This window comes from Amphritea atlantica, from assembly GCF_024347255.1.
Taxonomy (GTDB): domain Bacteria; phylum Pseudomonadota; class Gammaproteobacteria; order Pseudomonadales; family Balneatricaceae; genus Amphritea; species Amphritea atlantica.
In genome coordinates this window covers 2,998,657-3,018,827 of sequence record NZ_AP025284.1, presented here as the reverse complement: position 1 = coordinate 3,018,827, position 20,171 = coordinate 2,998,657, and the positions used below count along the sequence as shown (strand labels likewise).

Genomic DNA, 20,171 nt, shown 5'->3' with positions numbered 1-20,171 from the left:
ACGAGCTTTATTAAAGAACGCCTTCTTCTTGAAAACGCCGGACCTGAATCCATCCGTAACTGATGGATTATTACTTTTTATTACTTTTAAATTTCAGTGATTCTTAGACCGGATCCAGTGCCCTGCAGTCATCGACTGACCAGCCAATCGGCACGATTTCACCAACCTGAATACCCCTTTTATCAGTAGAATTAGGAACTTTGATGATAAAGTCATCGTGACCACAGACATTCATTCTGACCCGTTTGTGATCGCCCAGATAGATGATCTCTTCAACCTTGCCGCTGAACATATTATCGTATTGTTCACCGTCCGGATTAATGAATACCCGCTCAGGCCTTAAAGACAACGTGCTGCTCATACCTGCTTTGTCAGTATTAACATCCAGAGCTTTAACAACCTCTCCTGTAGACAGCGTCACCTGACAAGTACCGTTCTGCGAAGACAATACGGTACCGTTGAGTTTATTGTTTTCACCAATAAACTGGGCAACAAAAGAGTTGATAGGCTTTTCGTACAGTTCGCTGGGTGGAGCCAGCTGCTGAATGACACCGTCATTGAACACCGCTATACGATTTGACATGGTCAGTGCTTCAGACTGGTCATGGGTGACGTAAACTACGGTAACCCCCAGACGTTCATGAATATGCTTAATTTCGTACTGCATCTGCTCCCGCAGATTTTTATCCAGTGCACCCAGCGGCTCATCCATCAGAATCAGGTCGGGTTCAAATACCAGGGCGCGAGCTACGGCAACACGCTGTTGCTGTCCACCAGAGAGCTGGGCTGGTCGCCGGTTGCCAAAACTCCCCAGCTCTACCATATCCAGGGCTCTTTTAACCCGGGTTTCAATATCAGAAGAGGTCATGTTGCGGACTTTAAGGGGGAAAGCAAGGTTTTCGGCGACGGTCATATGAGGGAAGAGGGCGTAGTTCTGAAACACCATACCGATGCCCCGCTTATGGGGGGCTACGTCGTTAATTGCCTCGCCGTTCAGATAGATATTTCCTTTTGTCGCGGTTTCGAATCCCGCCAGCATCATTAAGGAAGTTGTTTTTCCCGAGCCGGATGGCCCGAGCATGGTTAGAAACTCACCGCGTGGAACGTCAATATTCAGATCTTTTACTACTAGAGTTCTGCCATCGTAGCTTTTCTGAACACCCTCAAATCGTACAAAAGCCTCATTGGAAGCTGAATTTTCCATCTGCTGTTATGCCTCGCTACCAGTTATTTTTATTGCCCGCAAATTAAAAAATCTGTAGTGGGATACTGTTTCATCTCTCCTATTACACTACGATAATACGAAGTGTGAGTGCAAACATAACCTTTAAAAACCTATAATTAAGTCTATCAGGACTGTTTGCATGCCTAAAAATTACCAAATTCACTGCAAAAATTGACTATTTACGACATTTTACTATTCTGGCTTATCTCCTCTCTGTCCGGATTGCTCTTGTTTACATTGCTTCAAGTTGGTGCATGTTGTATCGAGAGAATGGCTATTTTGAGTGCCATAGTTCCCGTTTTGTCTTTATTGCCCTATTCTGGATTTTCGACGTCAGGATTAATAACTGGCGTGCGCTCCAATAAAGTGCTCAGGTCGATCCAGTGGCTGATCATCGATCTGCTTAGCCTGGGCTGCAGATAAGTCACCTGCCGACCCAGAAGCCTGCTCACCTCAGGTTCCTCCTCTTAAGTTCTTATGGCTTTTATCATTGTCCGGCGTTTTTAAATGAGGTCATAAACCCTGGCAATACGCTCTGCCAGGCTAAAATATGCCCTGTCAGACTGAATAGTTATCCGTAATCACTGCCTGTAACCTTTTAAGAATAGATTATTGTTGTGTAATTGCACCCTGATCTTGTTTTTTATCAGTTTAGGTATGTTTCCTGCAGTCTCTCTATTCCAGGGCAGCATGGTTTAATAAAGCACGCATTAATTGCTCCAGTTTGGTGCGTTTTATTGAGGGCTTCGATTTGGCTGCACAACTATGGGAGGGAGGCGATGACTCAAAAAATTCTGATCTTTACAGATCTCGATGGTTCACTGTTGGATCACTTCAGTTACAGTTTTAGTCCTGCGCAACCTTTGCTGTCTCTTTTCAATGAGATTGGCGTCCCCGTTATCCCTGTGACCAGCAAAACCCGGGCTGAGTTAGCCGTTTTGCGATGCGAACTGGATAACCATGATCCATTTGTAGTCGAAAATGGTGCCGCTGTGTTTATTCCCGAAAACTATTTTTCCTCACCTCCCGCAGGTTGTGAGGTGATTGATGGTTTCTACCGTTATCAATTTTCTAAACCCCGTGAATACTGGACAGACCTGTTGGCGCAGCAGGAGGCTGAGTTTGGAGGCGAGTTTGAAACCTTCACCCATTTAGGTGTGGAAGGTATCCGGGCATCGACTGGGTTAACGGAAAGTGCTGCGCAACAGGCCAGTAAGCGGGAGTTTAGTGAACCCGTTCTGTGGCTCGGATTAGATGAGCGAAAGTTGCGTTTTATCGAAACGCTCAGAGAAGCGGGGGCCACGGTGCTCCAGGGGGGGCGCTTTCTCCATGTCACCGGAGCCGGTAATAAAGGTAAGGCGTTGCAATGGTTGTCAGAACAGTATCGTGCTGAATATCCGGACAGTGCGTTATTAACCATCGCTGCAGGAGATAGTGACAACGATGTTGATATGTTGCAGGTGGCAGATTGTGCTGTGGTGGTTCGTTCACCTGTGCATTCACCTCCTGAAGTCCCGCATCAGCATCTCTATCTGTCCCGGCAAACAGGTCCGCAAGGGTGGGTTGAAGGGGTTAACTGGTTTTTGGGTGCAGCAGACAGGCCTGAGACTATAGATTCAATAGAATACCTTCGTACGAAGTTAAGGAGTCGTTGTTATGGGTGATTTTTATCAGAATGGCATTATCACCACCCTGCACAATCTGTCGAACAGACCGATTGAGGATGTCGAAGAAGAGCTGACCCGGTTTGCCAGAAAGAGGCCTTTAGCACTGATTCTGCCTTCACTGTTTTCTGAGTTGGAGGGGCCGGCGCTCGGCCATATTATTGATGAGATCAGTAAAGTCCCCTATCTGTCGGAGATTGTTATTGGGCTGGACCGGGCGAATGAAGAGCAGTTTCGCTATGCTCGTTCATTCTTTAATAAGCTACCCCAGCATCACCGTATTCTATGGAATGATGGTCCGCGGCTCAGAGCACTGGACGCCGAACTTCAGACATTGAAGCTGGCACCAAAAGAGGCCGGGAAGGGGCGTAATGTCTGGTATTGCATGGGGTATGTTCTGGCATCGGGGCGGGCAGAATCGGTGGCGTTGCATGACTGTGATGTGGTGACTTACAGTCGCGAGATGCTGGCCAGACTGATCTATCCGGTAGCCAACCCCCAGTTCAACTATGAGTTCTGCAAAGGATTTTATGCCCGGGTTGCGGATGGCAAGATCAATGGCCGTGTCAGCCGGCTGTTGGTAACCCCTTTGTTGAGGGCGCTGAAGCGGGTGTTTGGTGAGATTGAGTATCTGCAGTTTCTGGATAGTTTTCGTTATCCCTTAGCGGGCGAATTTTCATTTCGCCGGGATGTGCTCACCGATATTCGCATCCCCAGTGACTGGGGACTGGAGATCGGAGTGCTATCGGAAATGCAACGAAACTACGCTAACAACCGTTTATGTCAGGTGGATATTGCGGACCAGTATGACCATAAGCATCAGAATCTTTCGCTGGATGATAAGAATGCCGGGCTGTCGAAGATGTCGATTGACATCACCAAGTCATTGTTTCGCAAGTTAGCAACCCAGGGATATACCTTCAATACTGAAACCTTCCGATCGGTCAAAGCGACCTATTTTCGTATTGCGCTGGATTTTGTTGAAACCTATCACAATGATGCAATGATGAATGGTTTACAGCTGGATATTCACGAGGAGGAGATGGCCGTCGAGATGTTCTCGCGTAATATTATCACTGCCGGAGAGCAATTCCTGAGTAATCCGATGGAAACCCCCTTTATTCCCAGTTGGAGCCGGGTCTCCAGTGCGATGCCTGAGGTGTTTGACCGGCTTATTGAAGCGGTAGAACTGGATCATCAAGAGTTTATGGCGGAATAAGATGGATAGTGTTTTAAATACAGCAAGCGAACAGCTGGCCAGCCAGATTGAGAACCACCTGCAGACTATCTACCAGGGATTTGAGACTGATATTGCTCAGCTGGTCTCCGATCTGATATCTATTATGCGTCTGGGTAGTGTGGAGCAGGTTCCTGTTCCCTATCAGAATCACTGGAGCCAGCAGGACGTTATTCTCATTACCTACGGTGACAGTCTGCTGCGTACTGATGAGCGGGCGATGACAACCCTGCACCGATTTCTCAATGAGCAGTGCGATGGCGTGATTAACGGTGTGCATGTGCTGCCTTTTTTTCCCTACAGTTCAGATGATGGTTTTGCGGTGAGCGACTATTATGAGGTGCGTGAATCGGTGGGGGAGTGGCAGGATATCCAGCGGCTTTCGGCTGAGTACCGGCTAATGTCTGATCTGGTGATCAATCATGGTTCCGGTGAGAGTGAATGGTTTCAGCATTTTATAAAAGGTGAGGGGCCAGGGCATGATTACTACTTCACCACCAGCCCCGATGAAAATCTGACTGAAGTGGTTCGGCCACGGACCAGCCCGCTGTTAAGAGAGGTACAGACCACGGATGGGTTAAAGTATGTATGGTGTACTTTCAGTCACGACCAGATCGATTTTGATTTCCGTAACACCGGGGTTTTGAAAGAGTTCGTTAATATTGTTCGCTTCTATCTCGATCAGGGCGTCAATATTTTCCGTCTCGATGCCATCGCATTTCTGTGGAAAGAAGCGGGCACCAGTTGTCTCAATCTTGAGCAGACCCATGAAGTGGTGAGACTGTTGCGTACCCTGATCGAATATGCCTGCCCTTCCGCCATGATAATCACTGAGACAAATATTCCCAGCCGGGAAAACCTCTCCTATTTTGGTAACGCGAACGAAGCACACTGTGTTTACAATTTTTCACTGCCGCCGTTATTGCTTCATGCCCTGATCACCGGACAGAATTTTTATCTGAAGCAGTGGATGATGAGTATGCCGCCGGCACAGGATGGCACTGCATTTTTCAATTTCATCGCTTCTCACGATGGTATCGGCCTGCGTCCGGTAGAGGGCATCCTGCCGGATAGTGAAGTGGATCTGATGATAGCTACCATGCAGGATTTTGGTGGTCATGTATCCTGGCGGGCGCTGGACGATGGCGGCAAGAAACCCTATGAAATTAATATTGCATTATTTGAGGCGTTGCAGGGAACCGTTGGAGGTAAAGATGAGTGGGGAGAAGCCCGTTTTCTTTGTGCGCATACCATTATGCTGGCGCTTGAAGGGATTCCGGGACTCTATCTTCACAGCTTACTGGGCACCCAGAACGATCACGAACGGGTTAAGGCTACCGGTCACTTTCGCTCAATTAACCGACATCAATGGGATTATAGCGAGTTAGAACAGTTACTCACGGATCAGACAAGCCACCATCACCGCGTTTTTACAGCGATGAAGCATCTGATCTCCATCCGCGCTCAGCAGAAAGCGTTCCATCCAAACGGCACTCAGTTTACTCTGCATCTGGGGGAGCAGGTTTTCGGTTTCTGGCGTCAGAGTATCGACCGCACTCAGAATATATTTTGTCTGAATAATATCAGTGCTGAGTCTGCGACATTATCGCTGTCAGATCTGAATCTTATCCAGACTCAGGACTGGCGCGATCTGCTCAGTGGTCAACGCTATGAGGATCTGTTGGGGAGCATCGAACTGGCACCCTATCAGAGTATCTGGCTCTCTAATCGCTGAAAAGTACTGAGAAAATCTACCAGCCGGAGCGCGACAGCGGGTGCCTGACCATCTGAATTTCGGGATTAAAGTCGTGTCTGTCTTGCTGAGCTTTTCGTCGAGTACCGCCTGGTGTGCTCAAAGTGGTCTGTGTGATGTGGTATGGGAGTAGAAGGCCGGTCTCTCTGTACCTGTTTTAGTGACAATCTTCTGTTCTCTTATTAATCAGTAGTGGTAGAGTGATCCTGTGTCGATCTCTTAGTTATAATCGTTATGGGGAGTTTATGGCAATAAAGCCGAAGCCTTACCTGATTCCGTCCCGTCCAGAGATATTGCTGAAACTCGCAACACTGCTCAAGTCAGCTGAGCCTGATGTCGGCGCTGTCGTTAACCTGTTGAAGACTGATGTGTCCTTATATACCGTTGTGTTATCCACGGTTAACAGTCCCCTGTTTTCAAGGGTAGGGCGGTTGTCTTCACTACAGCAGGCGGTCATGCGTTTGGGCTTCAAACGCTTACAAACGCTGATTACGGTGATCTCATTAAAACGTTCTTTATCGAAAACAGGGCGTCTTGACCGGTTTTGGGATACCTCCACCGAAGTCGCTGAACTGGCGGCCCGGCTAGCCGGCATTTTATCAGTTGATAATCCTGATGAGGCCTATGCACTGGGAATGGTACACGATTGTGGTGTGCCACTGATGATGGAGTCCTTTAGTGATTATCGTCGTTTTCTGAATGCCCTTGAAGGGAGTGATCTGGCCGGTTTAAGCAGCCTGGAACGGCAGCAATATGGTGTTGATCACTTCACGCTCGGTGCAGAAATTGCCGCTGCCTGGCATATGCCGGAGTCGGTATGCGGTGCGATTAAACTACAACTGCACTATCCGTTAGAGCTTTTAAAGCCGTCTGCTGCAATTAATGACAGGAGCAAGGCGTTATTCTGTCTGGTGCTTCTGGCAAAAGATATCAGCGGGCAGTATCGCCGCTTTTGGCGACTGAATACTCCCCGGGAGTCATGGCTGGAATTAAAACCTGCTCTGGAATATCTGGGCTTGCCGGATATTGACTATCTGGATATCCGGGATGATTGTTTAGATCAGCTTGAGCGGGTTCGTTGAGCAATAAGGCCGATGCTTAATTTTCTTAAGGATCGGCTTAATCAGATATCCGCCTGTGACTTAGCGACGGTATTTTCCGGTGCCTTTATTAGATCCGCCCTTGCGTTTGCGTGGTTTTGTTGTAGCTGATGGGGTTTCTTTAACCGCCAGTTCAAATTCGATTTTGCGCTGATCCATATCGACCCGCACCACCCGAATATTGATCTTATCGCCAATGCTGAAACTGGCGTGGGTGCGCTCGCCCACCAGCCGTTGCTGGGCGGCATCAAACTGGTAATAGTCATTGTTCAGAGCGGTGACATGCACCAGCCCTTCAACCTGAGTATCGTCCAGCTCGATAAAGAGACCGAAGTTAGTGACCGTGCTGATAACTCCGCTGAAGACATCGCCAACGTGGTCCTGCATATATTCACACTTGAGCCAGGCTTCAACATCCCAGCTGGCTTTATCCGCGCGGCGGGATACCAGCGAGCAGTGCTCAGCCAGGTTCTTCATCGCCGCCAGGTCATAAGGATAGCTTTTTCCCGGTGCCAGAGGTGCGGCCGTTTTAATCCGGTGTACCGGGTCGGAACCCACTCCGGTGACTTTCTTCAGTGCCCGGCTTATCACGCTGCCAGTTTCGCTACGGCGAATGACTGAACGGATTGCACGGTGAACCAGCAGGTCAGGGTAACGCCGAATGGGTGAAGTAAAGTGAGCATATGCCGGATACGCCAGGCCAAAGTGTCCCTGGTTATTTGAACTGTATTCCGCCTGACTGAGAGAGCGTAGCATCATCATGCGGATAATCTGCGCGTCCGGTCGCTCGCCAAGTCCTTTCAGCAGACGGTCATAATGTACCGGTGTTGGCTTTTCTCCACCCGCCAGATTCAGGCCCCTCTCGCTCAGAAATGCCCGCAGATTGGTCAGCTTTTTCTCTACTGGCCCTTCATGGACACGGTAAAGGGCTGGCAGCTCAAGTTTCTCTAAAAACTGGGCGGTAGCGACGTTGGCACAGAGCATAAACTCTTCAATCATCTTGTGGGCATCGTTACGGACGACAGGCACAATGCGGTCAATCTTGCGGTCTTCGGTAAACTTGAACTGTACTTCCTGCTTTTCAAAGTCGATGGAGCCCCGTTTTGTACGGGCTTTTCTCAGCACGGCATAGAGATGGTGCAGGGTGTGGATATGGGGAACAACGTCGTCATGCTTGCGGGCAACGGTTTTACCCAGTTCAGATTCGGGTGAAGATACCAGCGCTCCCACCTGGGTATAGGTCAACCGGGCGTGGGAGTGAATAATACCTTCAGAAAACCTATAGCTGGTCATCTTACCGGCGTTGTTGATCGCCATTTCACAGACCATAACTAAACGGTCCGTGTGGGGATTCAGTGAACAGAGTCCGTTTGACAGCGCTTCGGGCAGCATCGGTACAACATGACCCGGGAAATACACAGAGGTACCCCGTTCAGCGGCTTCCAGATCTAATGGGCTGCCTGGCGTGACATAGTGGGAAACATCGGCGATAGCGACAAACAGACGCCAGCCGCCGGACTTGCGTTTCTCGCAGTAGACTGCGTCATCAAAATCCCGGGCATCTTCGCCATCAATGGTGACAAATGGCAAGCCGCGCAGATCTGCACGATGCTGTTTATCCGCGTCTTTAACCTCTTCGCCCAGTGCCTCGGCTGCCTGTAGCGCATCCTGTGGCCACTTATGGGGGATATCATGGTTGCGAATCGCTACATCGATCTCCATACCCGGAGCCATGGAGTCCCCCAGTATTTCAGTTACCCGGCCTTCAGCATTAAAACGATGACAAGGGTACTCGGTGATCTCAACGGTGACATACTGCCCTACCTGAGCCCCATTTAGCTGATCATCCGGGATATCGATCTCATTACAGATACGGCTGTTTTCGGGTTGTAGATAGTACTCGCCATCCTCGACTCTTAAACGACCAACGATCTCGGTCATATTTTTTTCAAGCACCTTAACGATCTGACCTTCCTGACGTCCGCGACGGTCAGTGCCGGTGATTCGTGCCTGTACCCGGTCACCGGGAAATGCTTTGAGCATCTGGCTATCATGCAGGAAAAGGTCGTCACCACCCTGGTCCAGTGACAGGAAACCAAAGCCATCAGGGTGCCCGATAACCCGGCCTTCAACCAGATCCTGAGCGGTTAGCAGACTGTAACCCTTACGCGGGTCGAAATTAAGTTGTCCATCACGCTCCATCGCCCTTAGGCGGCGGCGCAACGCTTCTTTCTCTTCATCTTCAAACAGCTTCAGGTTTTTACCCAGCTGTTCGCGATTTAAAAACTTACCGGGTTCATCGAAGAGACCCATAATGTATTCCCGGCCGGGAATCGGATTACTATATTTTTCAAAATCTGCGGCGTTGATTGCCGCTTTGGTGTTATTACTCATTCTTTTCTCAAATAAACCAGCATCGGCCGCTTCAGGTAGTCAGAAGAACTCATTGATAATGGGTTTTAATACTACGGGATGCGTATGGCTGGCATCACTCACGTCTCTGGAGTGAATTAAATTGGACTGGAGATCAGACCTGCTTTTGCTAGCCTGGGCACTGAGCCCTGTCTGATGACCAAAAACTAATGCTGAGATCCTTGTTAGTCTATCTCATGCACATGACAAAAATATTTATAGCTGCCGAGTGTCCACGACACTTGAATACAGCGGGTAGTTTCCTGAAGCTGTGAACGACTGGCTCACCCAGACAGGAAGCAACAATAACCATCTGTGCAGTGTAATCGCCACCGTTCTGGTATTGTGCCGGACAACTCTGAACCGATATTCAGAGCGACTCTCTATCTTCACAGCGTAGGGGTATAAAACGCTGTTGTTCAAAATGTAGTCAGAGGTGACCGGATAGCAAAAAAATAAGACTGGACTTTAAAACAGAGGGACGAGAATACTTAAATATTGCAACAACAGTAATACAACGACAACAAATGGTTAAAAAATAGACTTTTTCTAAGCTGATCTACACTATATAGAGTTGTTGTGTTTTGTCAATATATCCTTCATTTTGTGCGCTTTTCCGGCCGGCTATGGCTGGGCGGTTTGATTTATTCTGGTCACCCGACGATAGGAAACGGTTTCTCATTCTCAGAGAGGCTACGTTTTTATTGCTATTGTATATAGTTCCTCTTTGTTTGCTTTTAGTAAACCATATATTGAAAGGTCTATCTCCCCTTTGCCAGCCATTACATCCATGATCTCAAGAACGTCCTCTATGTTCAGCCTGTGCCGATATGGCCGCTTTTGGCACAGAGCCTGAAAGATATCGGCGACCGATAAGATCCGGGTAGGAAAGTCGATCTGATCGCCTTTCCAGCCAAACGGGTAGCCAGATCCATCCAGCTTTTCATGATGTTCTGCTGCCCATTTTGCGATAGGGGTATTGGGGAATAGTGAATTAAGAACTCTTTTACTATCGAGCGGATGACTGCGCATCTGGGCGACTTCGGCGTCAGTCAGTGCTCCGGGCTTTTCAAGAATCTCATCTGGTGTTCTTAACTTACCGACATCATGCAGCAGACCTGAAAGTCTCAGTATTCTTCTTTGATAAGGCTCCAGACCTGCCAGCCCTGAAAGTGTGTAAGCCAGGTCTGCAACCCGCAAACTGTGGTAGTGCGTATAGGGGCTCTTGGCATCGACGACCTGAGATATGAGCTCTCCCAGCGATTCAATTTCGTCAAATGACAATGATATTTCATAGTCTTCTGAGGAGAGCGCTTCCATGATGGCATCATCCAGATACTCCTCACGCAGCTCTAGCCAGAAGCTGTCTTTCTGTATAGCGTGGGTAGCTGCTTTATATATTTCATCGGAGAACAGTATCCCAACATAAGGTGCCAGCTCAGCAAGAAGGCGTTCCCGGCTTAACAGTGCTTCATGGTGCGGGTGACTGATGATGAACGACGCATAGGCAACATCTAAGCGATCTGCGAAAAATATCAGGTTTGCATATTCCCGCGTTTCATCGTCAAGTGACGGTGGCAGGTCCTGCCAGCGGGTGTGGTGGTATCTGATTGCTGCAGCGAAGGGGCTGAATGGCGGGAAACTTTGTAAAAACTGATCACCTCTCAAACAGTGCTCTTCTGCGCCTTCCCACTCAATCTCGGCCACCAGCTTGCGATGCACTGTGGTAGATGACACGCCGCAGTCGTGGAGCATGCCCGCAATCAAAATAAAATGCCTTCTGGTGCGATTCCAACCCAGCAGATGTGCTATGCGGTGACATATCAGGCCGACACGGCGGCCATGACTTTTATCATCAATGCCTACGTAATCGAGTGCTTTGGTCACCGTCAGAGCGGCGTGCCCGACATCGATTTTCATGCCCTGAGTAACCTGAACCAGTTTGTCAGCGATATTTCCCATTCATTTTTTCCAATATCGGATTTGAGTGATCGGTTAAATCTGTAGCTGCATTTTGATGGTTGAACTGATTGGTGTTAAGCGTCTCAGAATCACGCACCGGTTAGCAGTAGGGATCCTGTGCGCCTCTTAACTTTAGTAGTTTACCTGAAAGCAGGTGCAGTGTTGCCGATTAAGAACGAGACTTACTGCCGATCGACATACGATATAGCAGCAAACTCAATGTTATATATTCAATGGTTTATAGCGTAGAAGGTTATCAGGCTGTTGTGAATCGTCAAACTGAAGAATATATGATTCCGTTTCTCTCAATAGTGATAAAGACTACTGACATAACCAATCCTGTACTCTGCTAATTTATTGTAACATGCTGATATATATAGGGTGCTAAATCTTTTGCTTGATTGGCGTAAGACTTGCTGGTGTATCTGCTATCAATCTTAAATATCTGATGTTTTGCCGAGCAGGGGCCTGAAACAGGGGCTCATGCTCCGGGAGAAGTATATGATAGCTAATTATAAAAATAAGATGCGCTTTTGGGATATTGATATTCTCACGGGCAACAGGCAGAGGGACGAGGTACGACAGTGCAGTGTATCTCCATCGTCGTTGCATTTGACCGGTCCCTGTACTCATCTTAATCACCCTGAAGATACATTACCGCTTCTGAAAGCCCGCTTTAAGGCTGTTGTGGGTGAACTTAACCGATTCAGGTGCGGTGTGTTTCTGCTAGCGACGAACGGTGAGGTAATCTGCACAAACCATTTTGCAGATCAAGCGCTGGCAAGTGGGGATGGACTTAAAACAGATAGTAAAAACCGTCTAAGTTGCCGGGCTCTTGTCGATAATCTCAGGTTGCAGAAGGCAATTGCCAGAGTTGTCAGAAGTGTCGGGAGAATATCTCTGCGGGCGTTTGAAATTGAAAGGGGAAAAGGTTCATCCTACCTTGTAACGATTTTGCCGGTTCACCAGAGCGGTATCGCTGTTGGCGTTATTACCATCGTGATCGGTTCTAAAGAGCACAAAATCGTTGATTCAGTCTGTTTTCGCAAGATTTGCGAACGTGTCATTACATCGCGATAAGGGGCTTACTGAGCGATAGTGCTGTCTTAAAATACGCTGAACAGGGTTTCCGTATGACCTTTTGCTCTGACTGAAACGGTGTCTGCTTTGGCTAAAGTGCCTTTTGGTAGTGAAACACGAAAACCCGCCTTACCTGTCACGCTTTTTTTAGCCGTGATCAGGTCACTCCGAAACTCTTCGCACAGGACATCTGCGACCCAGTGATCATTGACAAGAAGTTCAACAGTAACCGGTTGATCAGAGCCCTTCTGGAGAAACCAGCCAGACACCAGATTTTCAGAAACCTTATCAATATAGCCATCAAATCCGGCTTTATTGAGCTGATATATCTGTCGTGAAATATCCACCCATTGCGTATAAATTTTCGGAGATGCTTCGATGGCTTGGCTGGCCTGGTCAATTAAGCTTTCAGTTGCATCAATATCGCAAAAATCTGCAATCTGCCTTAATTGCCTCTGGGAATCCTGCAGAAGCTTCTCATAAGAGATATGCAGAGCTGGATAGTCGTTTTTTTCGACGAATTTTACTATCCGGTTATACGCCGTCAGGCTGGATTTCATTGCCTCGACGAGAGTGATGTTCTGCACTGACTGTTTTCGGTTGGCGATTGCGCAGATATCCCTGTAAACAAAGATAAAACTGGGGTTTGAAAACAGTTTGGAAATGCGGGCTAGCTTACTGTTGCTATCAGGTAGCTTCCAGGCAAACTGCTGATACTCCAGTTCATATGCCGTTATCAGTTGTTGCAGTTTTTTCCAGTTGCCGCTGCGAAACGTTTTTGCTATCTCTAAATCTTCATAGATAGGGCTATGATAATTATCCCCAAGGGATATCCCCAGTGCCTGAAGTGCAGCCGCTATTGCCGAGGTGCCACCCCGCTGCACACCAACGACGATGAACTGTCTGTGCTTGCCAGGATTTTCAGGGTTCTTTTTTGCAGAGAAGATCATTTTTTACCATCAGATAGGGGGAATATTTTGAAGTGGCTGGACCGGGAGGAACTCTTGTCTATATTCTAAATATCAAGCTATTATATGATCCTCCTTAATATTTATTAAGTAGCTCTGGGTACTTAGCTTGAATGTTACTATCATTAGCGAGTTTTTCAGGTAGGTGTAACTGTGGCATAACGCTGATAGAAATGCTACTCAATGGAAAATTAATCAGATGAAACAGTTCGTAATTTAAACCTAACCTGCAGCCCCTTAGGGAAGCTGCAAACTGCCAGATCAGGTTTAAATCTGATTTAGTACATCTTCTCATTAGAAATAAAGGCCAAAAGTTAGGTTGTATTCTTCTGCCTTGTCTTTTTTATAAGATAATCGAATATCTGAATTCCTACTCAAACGGTATCTAGATAAAAAAGTCGTAACGTACTCCTGAGATTTCGCTCCATCTAAGGGGGTTGCTGTATCTATCAGAATACGCATATTGTAATCCTTTCCTGTAAAAAGATTAGTAAAAAGTTTAGCAGCGATACGTGTATTACCGCTGGATTTATAGCTATCCTGAAGTTGACCACCAAGGAATCCCCCAATCAAAATATCATTACTTATTCGTTTTGAGTAACCATAATAAGCTTGACCTCGCATTATCAAACAGGAAGTGCATGTTAGATCAGGCGGTTGAAGCCCTGCTTTTAAGAACCAGCCGCTGCCATTGTCTTCGGGTAGTCCTGTTACTGCCGCATTTATACTCTCAATTTCAATAAGAGTTAAATCACGCAATTCAAAGTTTCCTCCTTGTGATGAGTGCAGTTCAAAACGACCCATTGTCAAAGCGGAATCTCGTACATGGCTGTTATCAGAATCCAGAACATCATAATATGCCGGGCGGAAAATAAGCGATATACCATCCCCCAGCTTTGAATTGTGAGTAATTGCTGATTGAACTAAACTCGGATCACGTCCTTTATCGGGGGGATATCCGTGCTGTTTTGAAATGTGTACTTCTCCAGGGGGGAGCTTATAACGTTCTATTAGTACTTGTTGGTAAAATGAATTCACAGTATCAGTGTTTCTGTCTTCTGGTGTTCGAACGTATTGCAAGTAGTCTAACAGGGTGTCTAGTATGAGGTATTTAGAGGTTATTGAGCACTTAATGAAGTCGTTATCATATAACTTATTATGATGATTGAAGATTTGATGAACTAAGGCTTTTTCATTTGCATTGAGAGCAAGGTATTTCTGGTAAAGTCGGGTTTGTCGTGAAGCATGATAAAATTTTGATAGTACGAGTGGTCGATTATTAATGTATGACTCACTAATTGTCTTGATTAACGATTGAGGAAACGTTACAGCGCGAGATTTTATAATGTTTACTCCCTCCGCGAGTTCAATCAATTCTGCCATTCTATAAGCGCAGTTTTTACGGAAGAAAAAATAAGTGTATTCCTTTTTTAATACCTCCCAGGAGTGGGCAACAATCAGCCTTACGCTTTCCGTAGGAAGGTCCAAGCGATACTCCCATAAGTCTCGAAGCTCATTTTCTCCATAGTTATTATTTTGAAAATAGAAATTCACATCGCTGAAACCGCCTATATATCCACCGAATATCCCTTTAAATATATATGTAACTGGATTTTCTCCATCGGGAACAACTGCGCCATAATTAATAGTCTTATCGAGAAAAGATGAGGTGTTATTAGCAGAGTTAAACTTTAGAAATGTATGTCCATAGAATGATGCCGGATTTCCGAGATAACCTGTAGCATAAATAACACTTAGAGATTCTATTGAGCTGTCATGTGTCCATTCGTTATAAGAAGGGCAGGTAGCTTCTGCTGGTAAAACATTAGTATTTTGTAAATGCTTCTTTAACCAAAGATATCGCGCAGGAAACTGGCATTGGGGGTGTGCATCTCTGTTCTTCTGGTTGAGAGGAGTGAACATGGCCTCAATAGTTGCAAATAACTCTTCCTGAGGGTCTGTCATGCCGTTTGAAGCTATAAAGAAATTCTTACTATGAATCTCACTGCTATACGCAGTTTGTGATGAAGTTTTATCTTTATAATGACCAAGCTTCAGCCATGTTGGGTTAATTGATAAGTTTTGTCTTTTAGCTGCACTGACCCAAGCTTCACTTTCGTGTGATTTTGCAGCAACAGCGTTGAGAGAGATTATCGAGAAAGTCAGTAGTATTACAATTCGTAGCAACATCAGTAAATTTCAATTGTGGTAAAAAAGTGCACCATTACAGCGTATGCGTAATGGTGCATGTACTGACAAGTTTTACAAAATTTATGCTGAACAGCTGTTTACTGCTTTGCTTACTGAATTATAGTAGGCAGTAGCTTTTGTTACGTTTGATTCCTGTGTATAGGACTCGGTTGAAACTAACTTAGCCATATCTGATCGGACAGACATAATAACACTAGCTTGTTGGCTTTCCTGGCATCCGAAGATATCCAGCATTGCCGAAATGTTTTCACCCTGTCCTTTAGCTGTTTCTTCAACCAGACTTTCGTAAGAGTCAAGAATGAACTGAGCAGCCTCCATTTTTTTTGCGTTACAAGTTTCAGGGCTCATAGTCGCTGACGTTACGGCTGTGGTTCCCAAATCCCAGATAATGTTTGATGATACAGCTGCCCAGTGGGTGTCTTTGAATAAAGCAGCTCCGATGCCGCAATCTGTATATGGGCTTGGACCTGTTCCAGCTTGACCTGCTGCTGTTGCAAATGGTGCTGTTGTTGAAATAGCGCAAGCAATAGCTGCTGTTACAAAGTGCTTCTTAATCATTATGGATATCCCTGTGAATGAATGGAACTATTTTTGGTAAAAAACTTGCCTTAAAATGCTATTTTCCTTTGATTTCAATGATTTATTATATAGGAATTTTTCCTATTTTCTGTTTTTTTTCATTTAAATGCACCTTGGTGGTTAGTATATTTGTTGACATTTATATTTATATGGTGTCTCAGGCTTCTCTTTGAGAGGGTGGGAATTGAACCGCCTATCGTAAAGAGAAGTATTATTGCTGTAATTCGATCAAGCTAGGTTGTGCGTGTAAGGCTGTATCCTGCAGAGATATGATATATTTTGATGCAATCTCGAGTATCTTCGTTTTTATCTGTTCGTATTTAAGTGGCTGAAAACCCTTTTTTGCTGCAGCATAATCATGGCAGTTTCTGTACCGAGTTATTCAAAGCTTTAATTGATGAGCTTTGAGGAAGTTTAGGTGTTCGTGGCAAGTAAAAAGGAAGCCATTGGCTTTGCTGGGGAGATTTAAAGAAAGCTTGAGGTAACGCCAAAACGTGAGTCATTGAAGACTGCGCAAAGGATAACTATGGGGTAAATAGATGTTTTTGATCTATCACTCAATCCATTGTTGGCAGATCGGATAATTCTACCCAAGTAATGCAATCACCGGTATAGGAAAGAGGTCTGAGAGGGGAGGAAGGCCAGGTTTAATAGTTTTAAAAAAATCCGGGGCAGCTGTATACAAGATAAAACAGACGATAATGTATACCCCGGTGAATAACGAAATGACTTCGTTAAGGTTCAGCGAAGGGGATTTGCTGAAAAACAGATTTTTCTAACCGGTTGTATCGGTAAGAGGAAAAAAATCGCTCGGATAGCTTCGTTAAACTGGTAAGCGAATACTTTTACCGAGAAACTTGTTACACAAAGAAAGTGGTCGGGCAGCAGTATTAGAATCTATGATCCCTAGCCTGGAGAGTTCCCAAACCAGATGCGCTTTTTATAGCGGCTTTAAAAGTGGTCGGGGCAGCAGTATTAGGATCTATGACCCTAGCCTGGATAGCTCCCAAACCAGATGCGCTTTTTATAGCGGCTTTAAAGTGGTCGGGGCAGCAGTATTAGGATCTATGACCCTAGCCTGGATAGCTCCCAAACCAGATGCGCTTTTTATAGCGGCTTTAAAGTGGTCGGGGCAGCAGTATTAGGATCTATGACCCTAGCCTGGATAGCTCCCAAACCAGATGCGCTTTTTATAGCGGCTTTAAAGTGGTCGGGGCAGCAGGATTCGAACCTACGACCCTCTGGTCCCAAACCAGATGCGCTACCAGACTGCGCTATGCCCCGACGGATGAACGGTTATTTATACACGTTTTGTTCTTTCGTGTCTCAGATAAACCACCAATCTCTTTATAAAAAGGAGGTGGTCGGGGCAGCAGGATTCGAACCTACGACCCTCTGGTCCCAAACCAGATGCGCTACCAGACTGCGCTATGCCCCGACTGAATGAACGGTTATTTATACACGTTTTGTTCTTTCGTGTCTCAGAAAAACCACCAATCTCTTTATAAAAAAGAGGTGGTCGGGGCAGCAGGATTCGAACCTACGACCCTCTGGTCCCAAACCAGATGCGCTACCAGACTGCGCTATGCCCCGTTCTGAAAGATGGCTCCTCGAGCTGGACTCGAACCAGCGACCAATAGATTAACAGTCTACTGCTCTACCAACTGAGCTATCGAGGAATTACATCCGATAACGATTAAGTTGGCTCCTCGAGCTGGACTCGAACCAGCGACCAATAGATTAACAGTCTACTGCTCTACCAACTGAGCTATCGAGGATCACCTCAACCGTGGCGGCGTATGTTAATGATGAGTGGGGTATGCGTCAAGCAGAAAAGATAAAATATTTTACTGTTTTATTAAGTGGTTAAATAACGATCTGATGAATGTCCTGGTGGCTGACCCGGCAGTACTCCGGCGATATTAATCGTGCGGCATTTCGCTTGAGGATGGTTTTCTGTATAACGGGCGTTATGATGGGGAGCACGCCTGGAGCTGATAACTGCGAAAGGGCAGTCTGCCCCCGATTTTTTAGTGAGAATGGTAGCAAGGATCCCCTATGTCGATGATTCCCGGTAAAGATGCTCCACTGGACGATTCAATCCTTCATATGACGGCCCGTCTTCAGTCACTGGGTTTTGAAGTTGAAGAGACTCAATGGCTCAATCCTCTGCCAAATGTCTGGTCTGTTCACCTTCAGGAGCGAAATAATCCGCTACTTTTCAGTTATGGCAAAGGGGCTTCCAGGTCTGCGGCGCTGGCGAGTGCGCTGGGGGAGTTTTTTGAACGGCTAAGCTGTAACAGTTTTTTTGCGGATTACTATCTGGGCGAGCCGGTTGCCTCGGGAGAGTTTGTTCATTATCCAAATGAGAAGTGGTTCCAGGTAACGGGGAATGCATTACCTGATGAGATGCTGGATGAGCCGACCCGACTGCATTACAACATGGATGGTGAACTGAAAGCGTCGATGCTGGTGGATACCAACTCGGGAAACCGTGAACGGGGGATCTGTGCAATTCCTTTTGTGCGTCAACGCACCGGTGACCGGGTGTGGATACCGGTCAATATTATCGGCAACCTCTATAGAAGTAATGGTATTGCCGCCGGGAACAGTGTCAGTGAAGCCCGGGTTCAGGCACTGTCAGAAATTTTTGAACGGCATATAAAGAATACCATTATCTCCTCCGGGATCAGTCTGCCGGATATTCCCCGGCAGGTGCAGGAGCGTTATCCGAGAACGGTTGAGGTGATTGAGGCACTGCGTCGTCAGGGCTATGTTGTGTTGGTTAAGGATGCTTCGCTGGGGGGCAAATTTCCTCTGGTGAACGTATCCCTGATTAACCCTGAGGATGGCGGATGTATTGCCTCTTTCGGCGCGCACCCTAAGTTTGAGGTAGCGTTTGAGCGGGCTGTCACCGAGCTGCTCCAGGGGCGCAGTCCTGAAAATCTGAGCGGCTTTCCGCTACCGGGTTTTGATATTACTGATGTGGCGGATCAGGCGAATCTTGATGCCCACTTCGTTGATTCCACCGGTGCTGTTGCCTGGGACCTGTTTGCGACAAAGACCGATTACAGGTTCACCGAGTGGAATATTGAGGGCGATACCCAGGCTGAGTTTGAACAGCTGTGTCATCTGATTCACAAGGTCGATATGGATATCTATATCGCTGACTTTGAACACCTGGGGGTGTATAGCTGTCGGGTTATTGTGCCCGGTATGTCAGAGATTTTTCCGGTCGATAAGCTGGTCTGGAACAACAATAATGCCGGAGTTGAACTGCGGCAGTCATTGCTGCGTCTGCCCTCCCTGACTGAGCTGGATGCTGAAAATCTGCTGGTTAAACTGGAGGAGGGGGGCTTTTCCGATCAGCAGTTGGTGGTGGATATCATCGGTATTCTGTCTGACCCGTTAACCCTGTGGGACTCATTGCGAGTAGGTGAGTTGAAGTGTCTGTTAAACCTGAAGCTGGGTGAACTGCAAGAAGCGCTGAACTGGAGTGACTGGATTCAACGGTCAGGCTGTCCGCAGGGCGATCGGGCCAGCTTATATCGCTGCTTGCATCAGTGCCTGAGTTTTCGCCTCGATACTGAACGTACACTGGATCAGTATCGCGCTCTGCTGGAGCAGATCTATGGTGTCGATCGGGTAGCTGAGGTGCTGGAAATGATCGATGGTCATGGACTGTTTGCCGGACTGGCTGAGTCAACCATGGCGCTGGAGGGGTTTGTGCAGCACCAGAAACTCCTGTCAGCCTATGCGCGATTGCAGCAGGCGAAAAGAACCCTCTGAATAAACATTGATCACCATTTTATCTTTTTGATTTAATTATATTTATTATTTTTTTTCTGAGAAAAGAGCTGGTCCCGGTGGTTGTGTCTTGTTTGCCACTTGGTCAGTGTGGCTATTTCCGTTATCATCGGTACCTTTATTAAAGATAGTGTGAATAAAACGCGTGTGAATTGCGCTATTTTGCCGTAAGG

Annotated in this window: 12 protein-coding genes and 5 tRNA genes; 6 read left to right on the top strand and 11 right to left on the bottom strand. The window is 46.7% G+C overall.

All coding sequences use genetic code 11. The features are described 5' to 3' along the window. Positions 1-103 precede the first annotated feature (103 nt). Entirely contained in the window at positions 104-1,204 is a 1,101-nt protein-coding gene (locus OCU43_RS13880) for an ABC transporter ATP-binding protein (protein ID WP_091357051.1), read from the bottom strand. Between the two features lie 800 nt (positions 1,205-2,004). Between OCU43_RS13880 and OCU43_RS13875 the strand changes: the two genes are divergently transcribed. From OCU43_RS13875 to OCU43_RS13860, 4 genes are all read left to right on the top strand, one after another. Further along, on the top strand, positions 2,005-2,889 hold the full coding sequence (locus tag OCU43_RS13875; protein WP_091357054.1) for an HAD-IIB family hydrolase: 885 nt from the start codon (positions 2,005-2,007) through the stop codon (positions 2,887-2,889). After that, the gene (locus OCU43_RS13870; RefSeq protein WP_091357057.1) at positions 2,882-4,108 is read left to right on the top strand and encodes a glycosyltransferase family protein; all 1,227 of its coding nucleotides are present in this window, start codon (positions 2,882-2,884) and stop codon (positions 4,106-4,108) included. The genes OCU43_RS13875 and OCU43_RS13870 overlap by 8 nt, the downstream gene beginning before the upstream one ends. A 1-nt stretch (position 4,109) precedes the next feature. Next, positions 4,110-5,861: a sugar phosphorylase gene (locus OCU43_RS13865; RefSeq protein ID WP_091357060.1), complete on the top strand. Its 1,752-nt coding sequence runs from the start codon at positions 4,110-4,112 to the stop codon at positions 5,859-5,861. Between the two features lie 263 nt (positions 5,862-6,124). Then, complete coding sequence (locus OCU43_RS13860; RefSeq protein ID WP_091357063.1) at positions 6,125-6,961, top strand: HDOD domain-containing protein; 837 nt, start codon at positions 6,125-6,127, stop codon at positions 6,959-6,961. A 60-nt stretch (positions 6,962-7,021) separates the two neighbouring features. Here OCU43_RS13860 and rnr read toward each other — a convergent pair whose 3' ends face one another. Next, complete coding sequence (gene rnr, locus OCU43_RS13855) at positions 7,022-9,373, bottom strand: ribonuclease R (RefSeq protein WP_091357065.1); 2,352 nt, start codon at positions 9,371-9,373, stop codon at positions 7,022-7,024. Positions 9,374-10,084: 711 nt separating this feature from the next. After that, a complete protein-coding gene (locus OCU43_RS13850) occupies positions 10,085-11,311 on the bottom strand; it encodes an HD-GYP domain-containing protein (protein WP_175483494.1) in 1,227 nt (408 codons plus the stop codon). A 543-nt stretch (positions 11,312-11,854) separates the two neighbouring features. Here OCU43_RS13850 and OCU43_RS13845 point away from each other — a divergent pair. Beyond that, positions 11,855-12,433: a hypothetical protein gene (locus OCU43_RS13845; protein WP_139203174.1), complete on the top strand. Its 579-nt coding sequence runs from the start codon at positions 11,855-11,857 to the stop codon at positions 12,431-12,433. A 26-nt stretch (positions 12,434-12,459) separates the two neighbouring features. Here OCU43_RS13845 and OCU43_RS13840 read toward each other — a convergent pair whose 3' ends face one another. From OCU43_RS13840 to OCU43_RS13805, 8 genes are all read right to left on the bottom strand, one after another. Continuing rightward, positions 12,460-13,383: a sulfotransferase gene (locus OCU43_RS13840; RefSeq protein WP_091357072.1), complete on the bottom strand. Its 924-nt coding sequence runs from the start codon at positions 13,381-13,383 to the stop codon at positions 12,460-12,462. A gap of 312 nt (positions 13,384-13,695) precedes the next feature. After that, complete coding sequence (locus OCU43_RS13835; RefSeq protein ID WP_091357075.1) at positions 13,696-15,591, bottom strand: Lnb N-terminal periplasmic domain-containing protein; 1,896 nt, start codon at positions 15,589-15,591, stop codon at positions 13,696-13,698. A gap of 81 nt (positions 15,592-15,672) precedes the next feature. Further along, positions 15,673-16,170, bottom strand: coding sequence for a DUF3015 family protein (locus tag OCU43_RS13830; RefSeq protein ID WP_091357077.1), 498 nt, complete (start codon positions 16,168-16,170; stop codon positions 15,673-15,675). Between the two features lie 1,228 nt (positions 16,171-17,398). Continuing rightward, a tRNA-Pro gene (locus tag OCU43_RS13825) sits at positions 17,399-17,475 on the bottom strand. Between the two features lie 77 nt (positions 17,476-17,552). After that, positions 17,553-17,629 (bottom strand) — tRNA-Pro (locus OCU43_RS13820). A gap of 78 nt (positions 17,630-17,707) precedes the next feature. Beyond that, a tRNA-Pro gene (locus OCU43_RS13815) sits at positions 17,708-17,784 on the bottom strand. A 10-nt stretch (positions 17,785-17,794) separates the two neighbouring features. Continuing rightward, positions 17,795-17,870, bottom strand: a tRNA-Asn gene (locus OCU43_RS13810). A 23-nt stretch (positions 17,871-17,893) separates the two neighbouring features. Next, positions 17,894-17,969, bottom strand: a tRNA-Asn gene (locus tag OCU43_RS13805). 280 nt (positions 17,970-18,249) lie between these two features. On the opposite strand from OCU43_RS13805, the gene ycaO reads away from it, so the two are divergent. Next, positions 18,250-19,980, top strand: a complete 1,731-nt coding sequence (gene ycaO, locus OCU43_RS13800; RefSeq protein ID WP_091357080.1) for a 30S ribosomal protein S12 methylthiotransferase accessory factor YcaO — start codon at positions 18,250-18,252, stop codon at positions 19,978-19,980. Positions 19,981-20,171 lie beyond the last annotated feature (191 nt).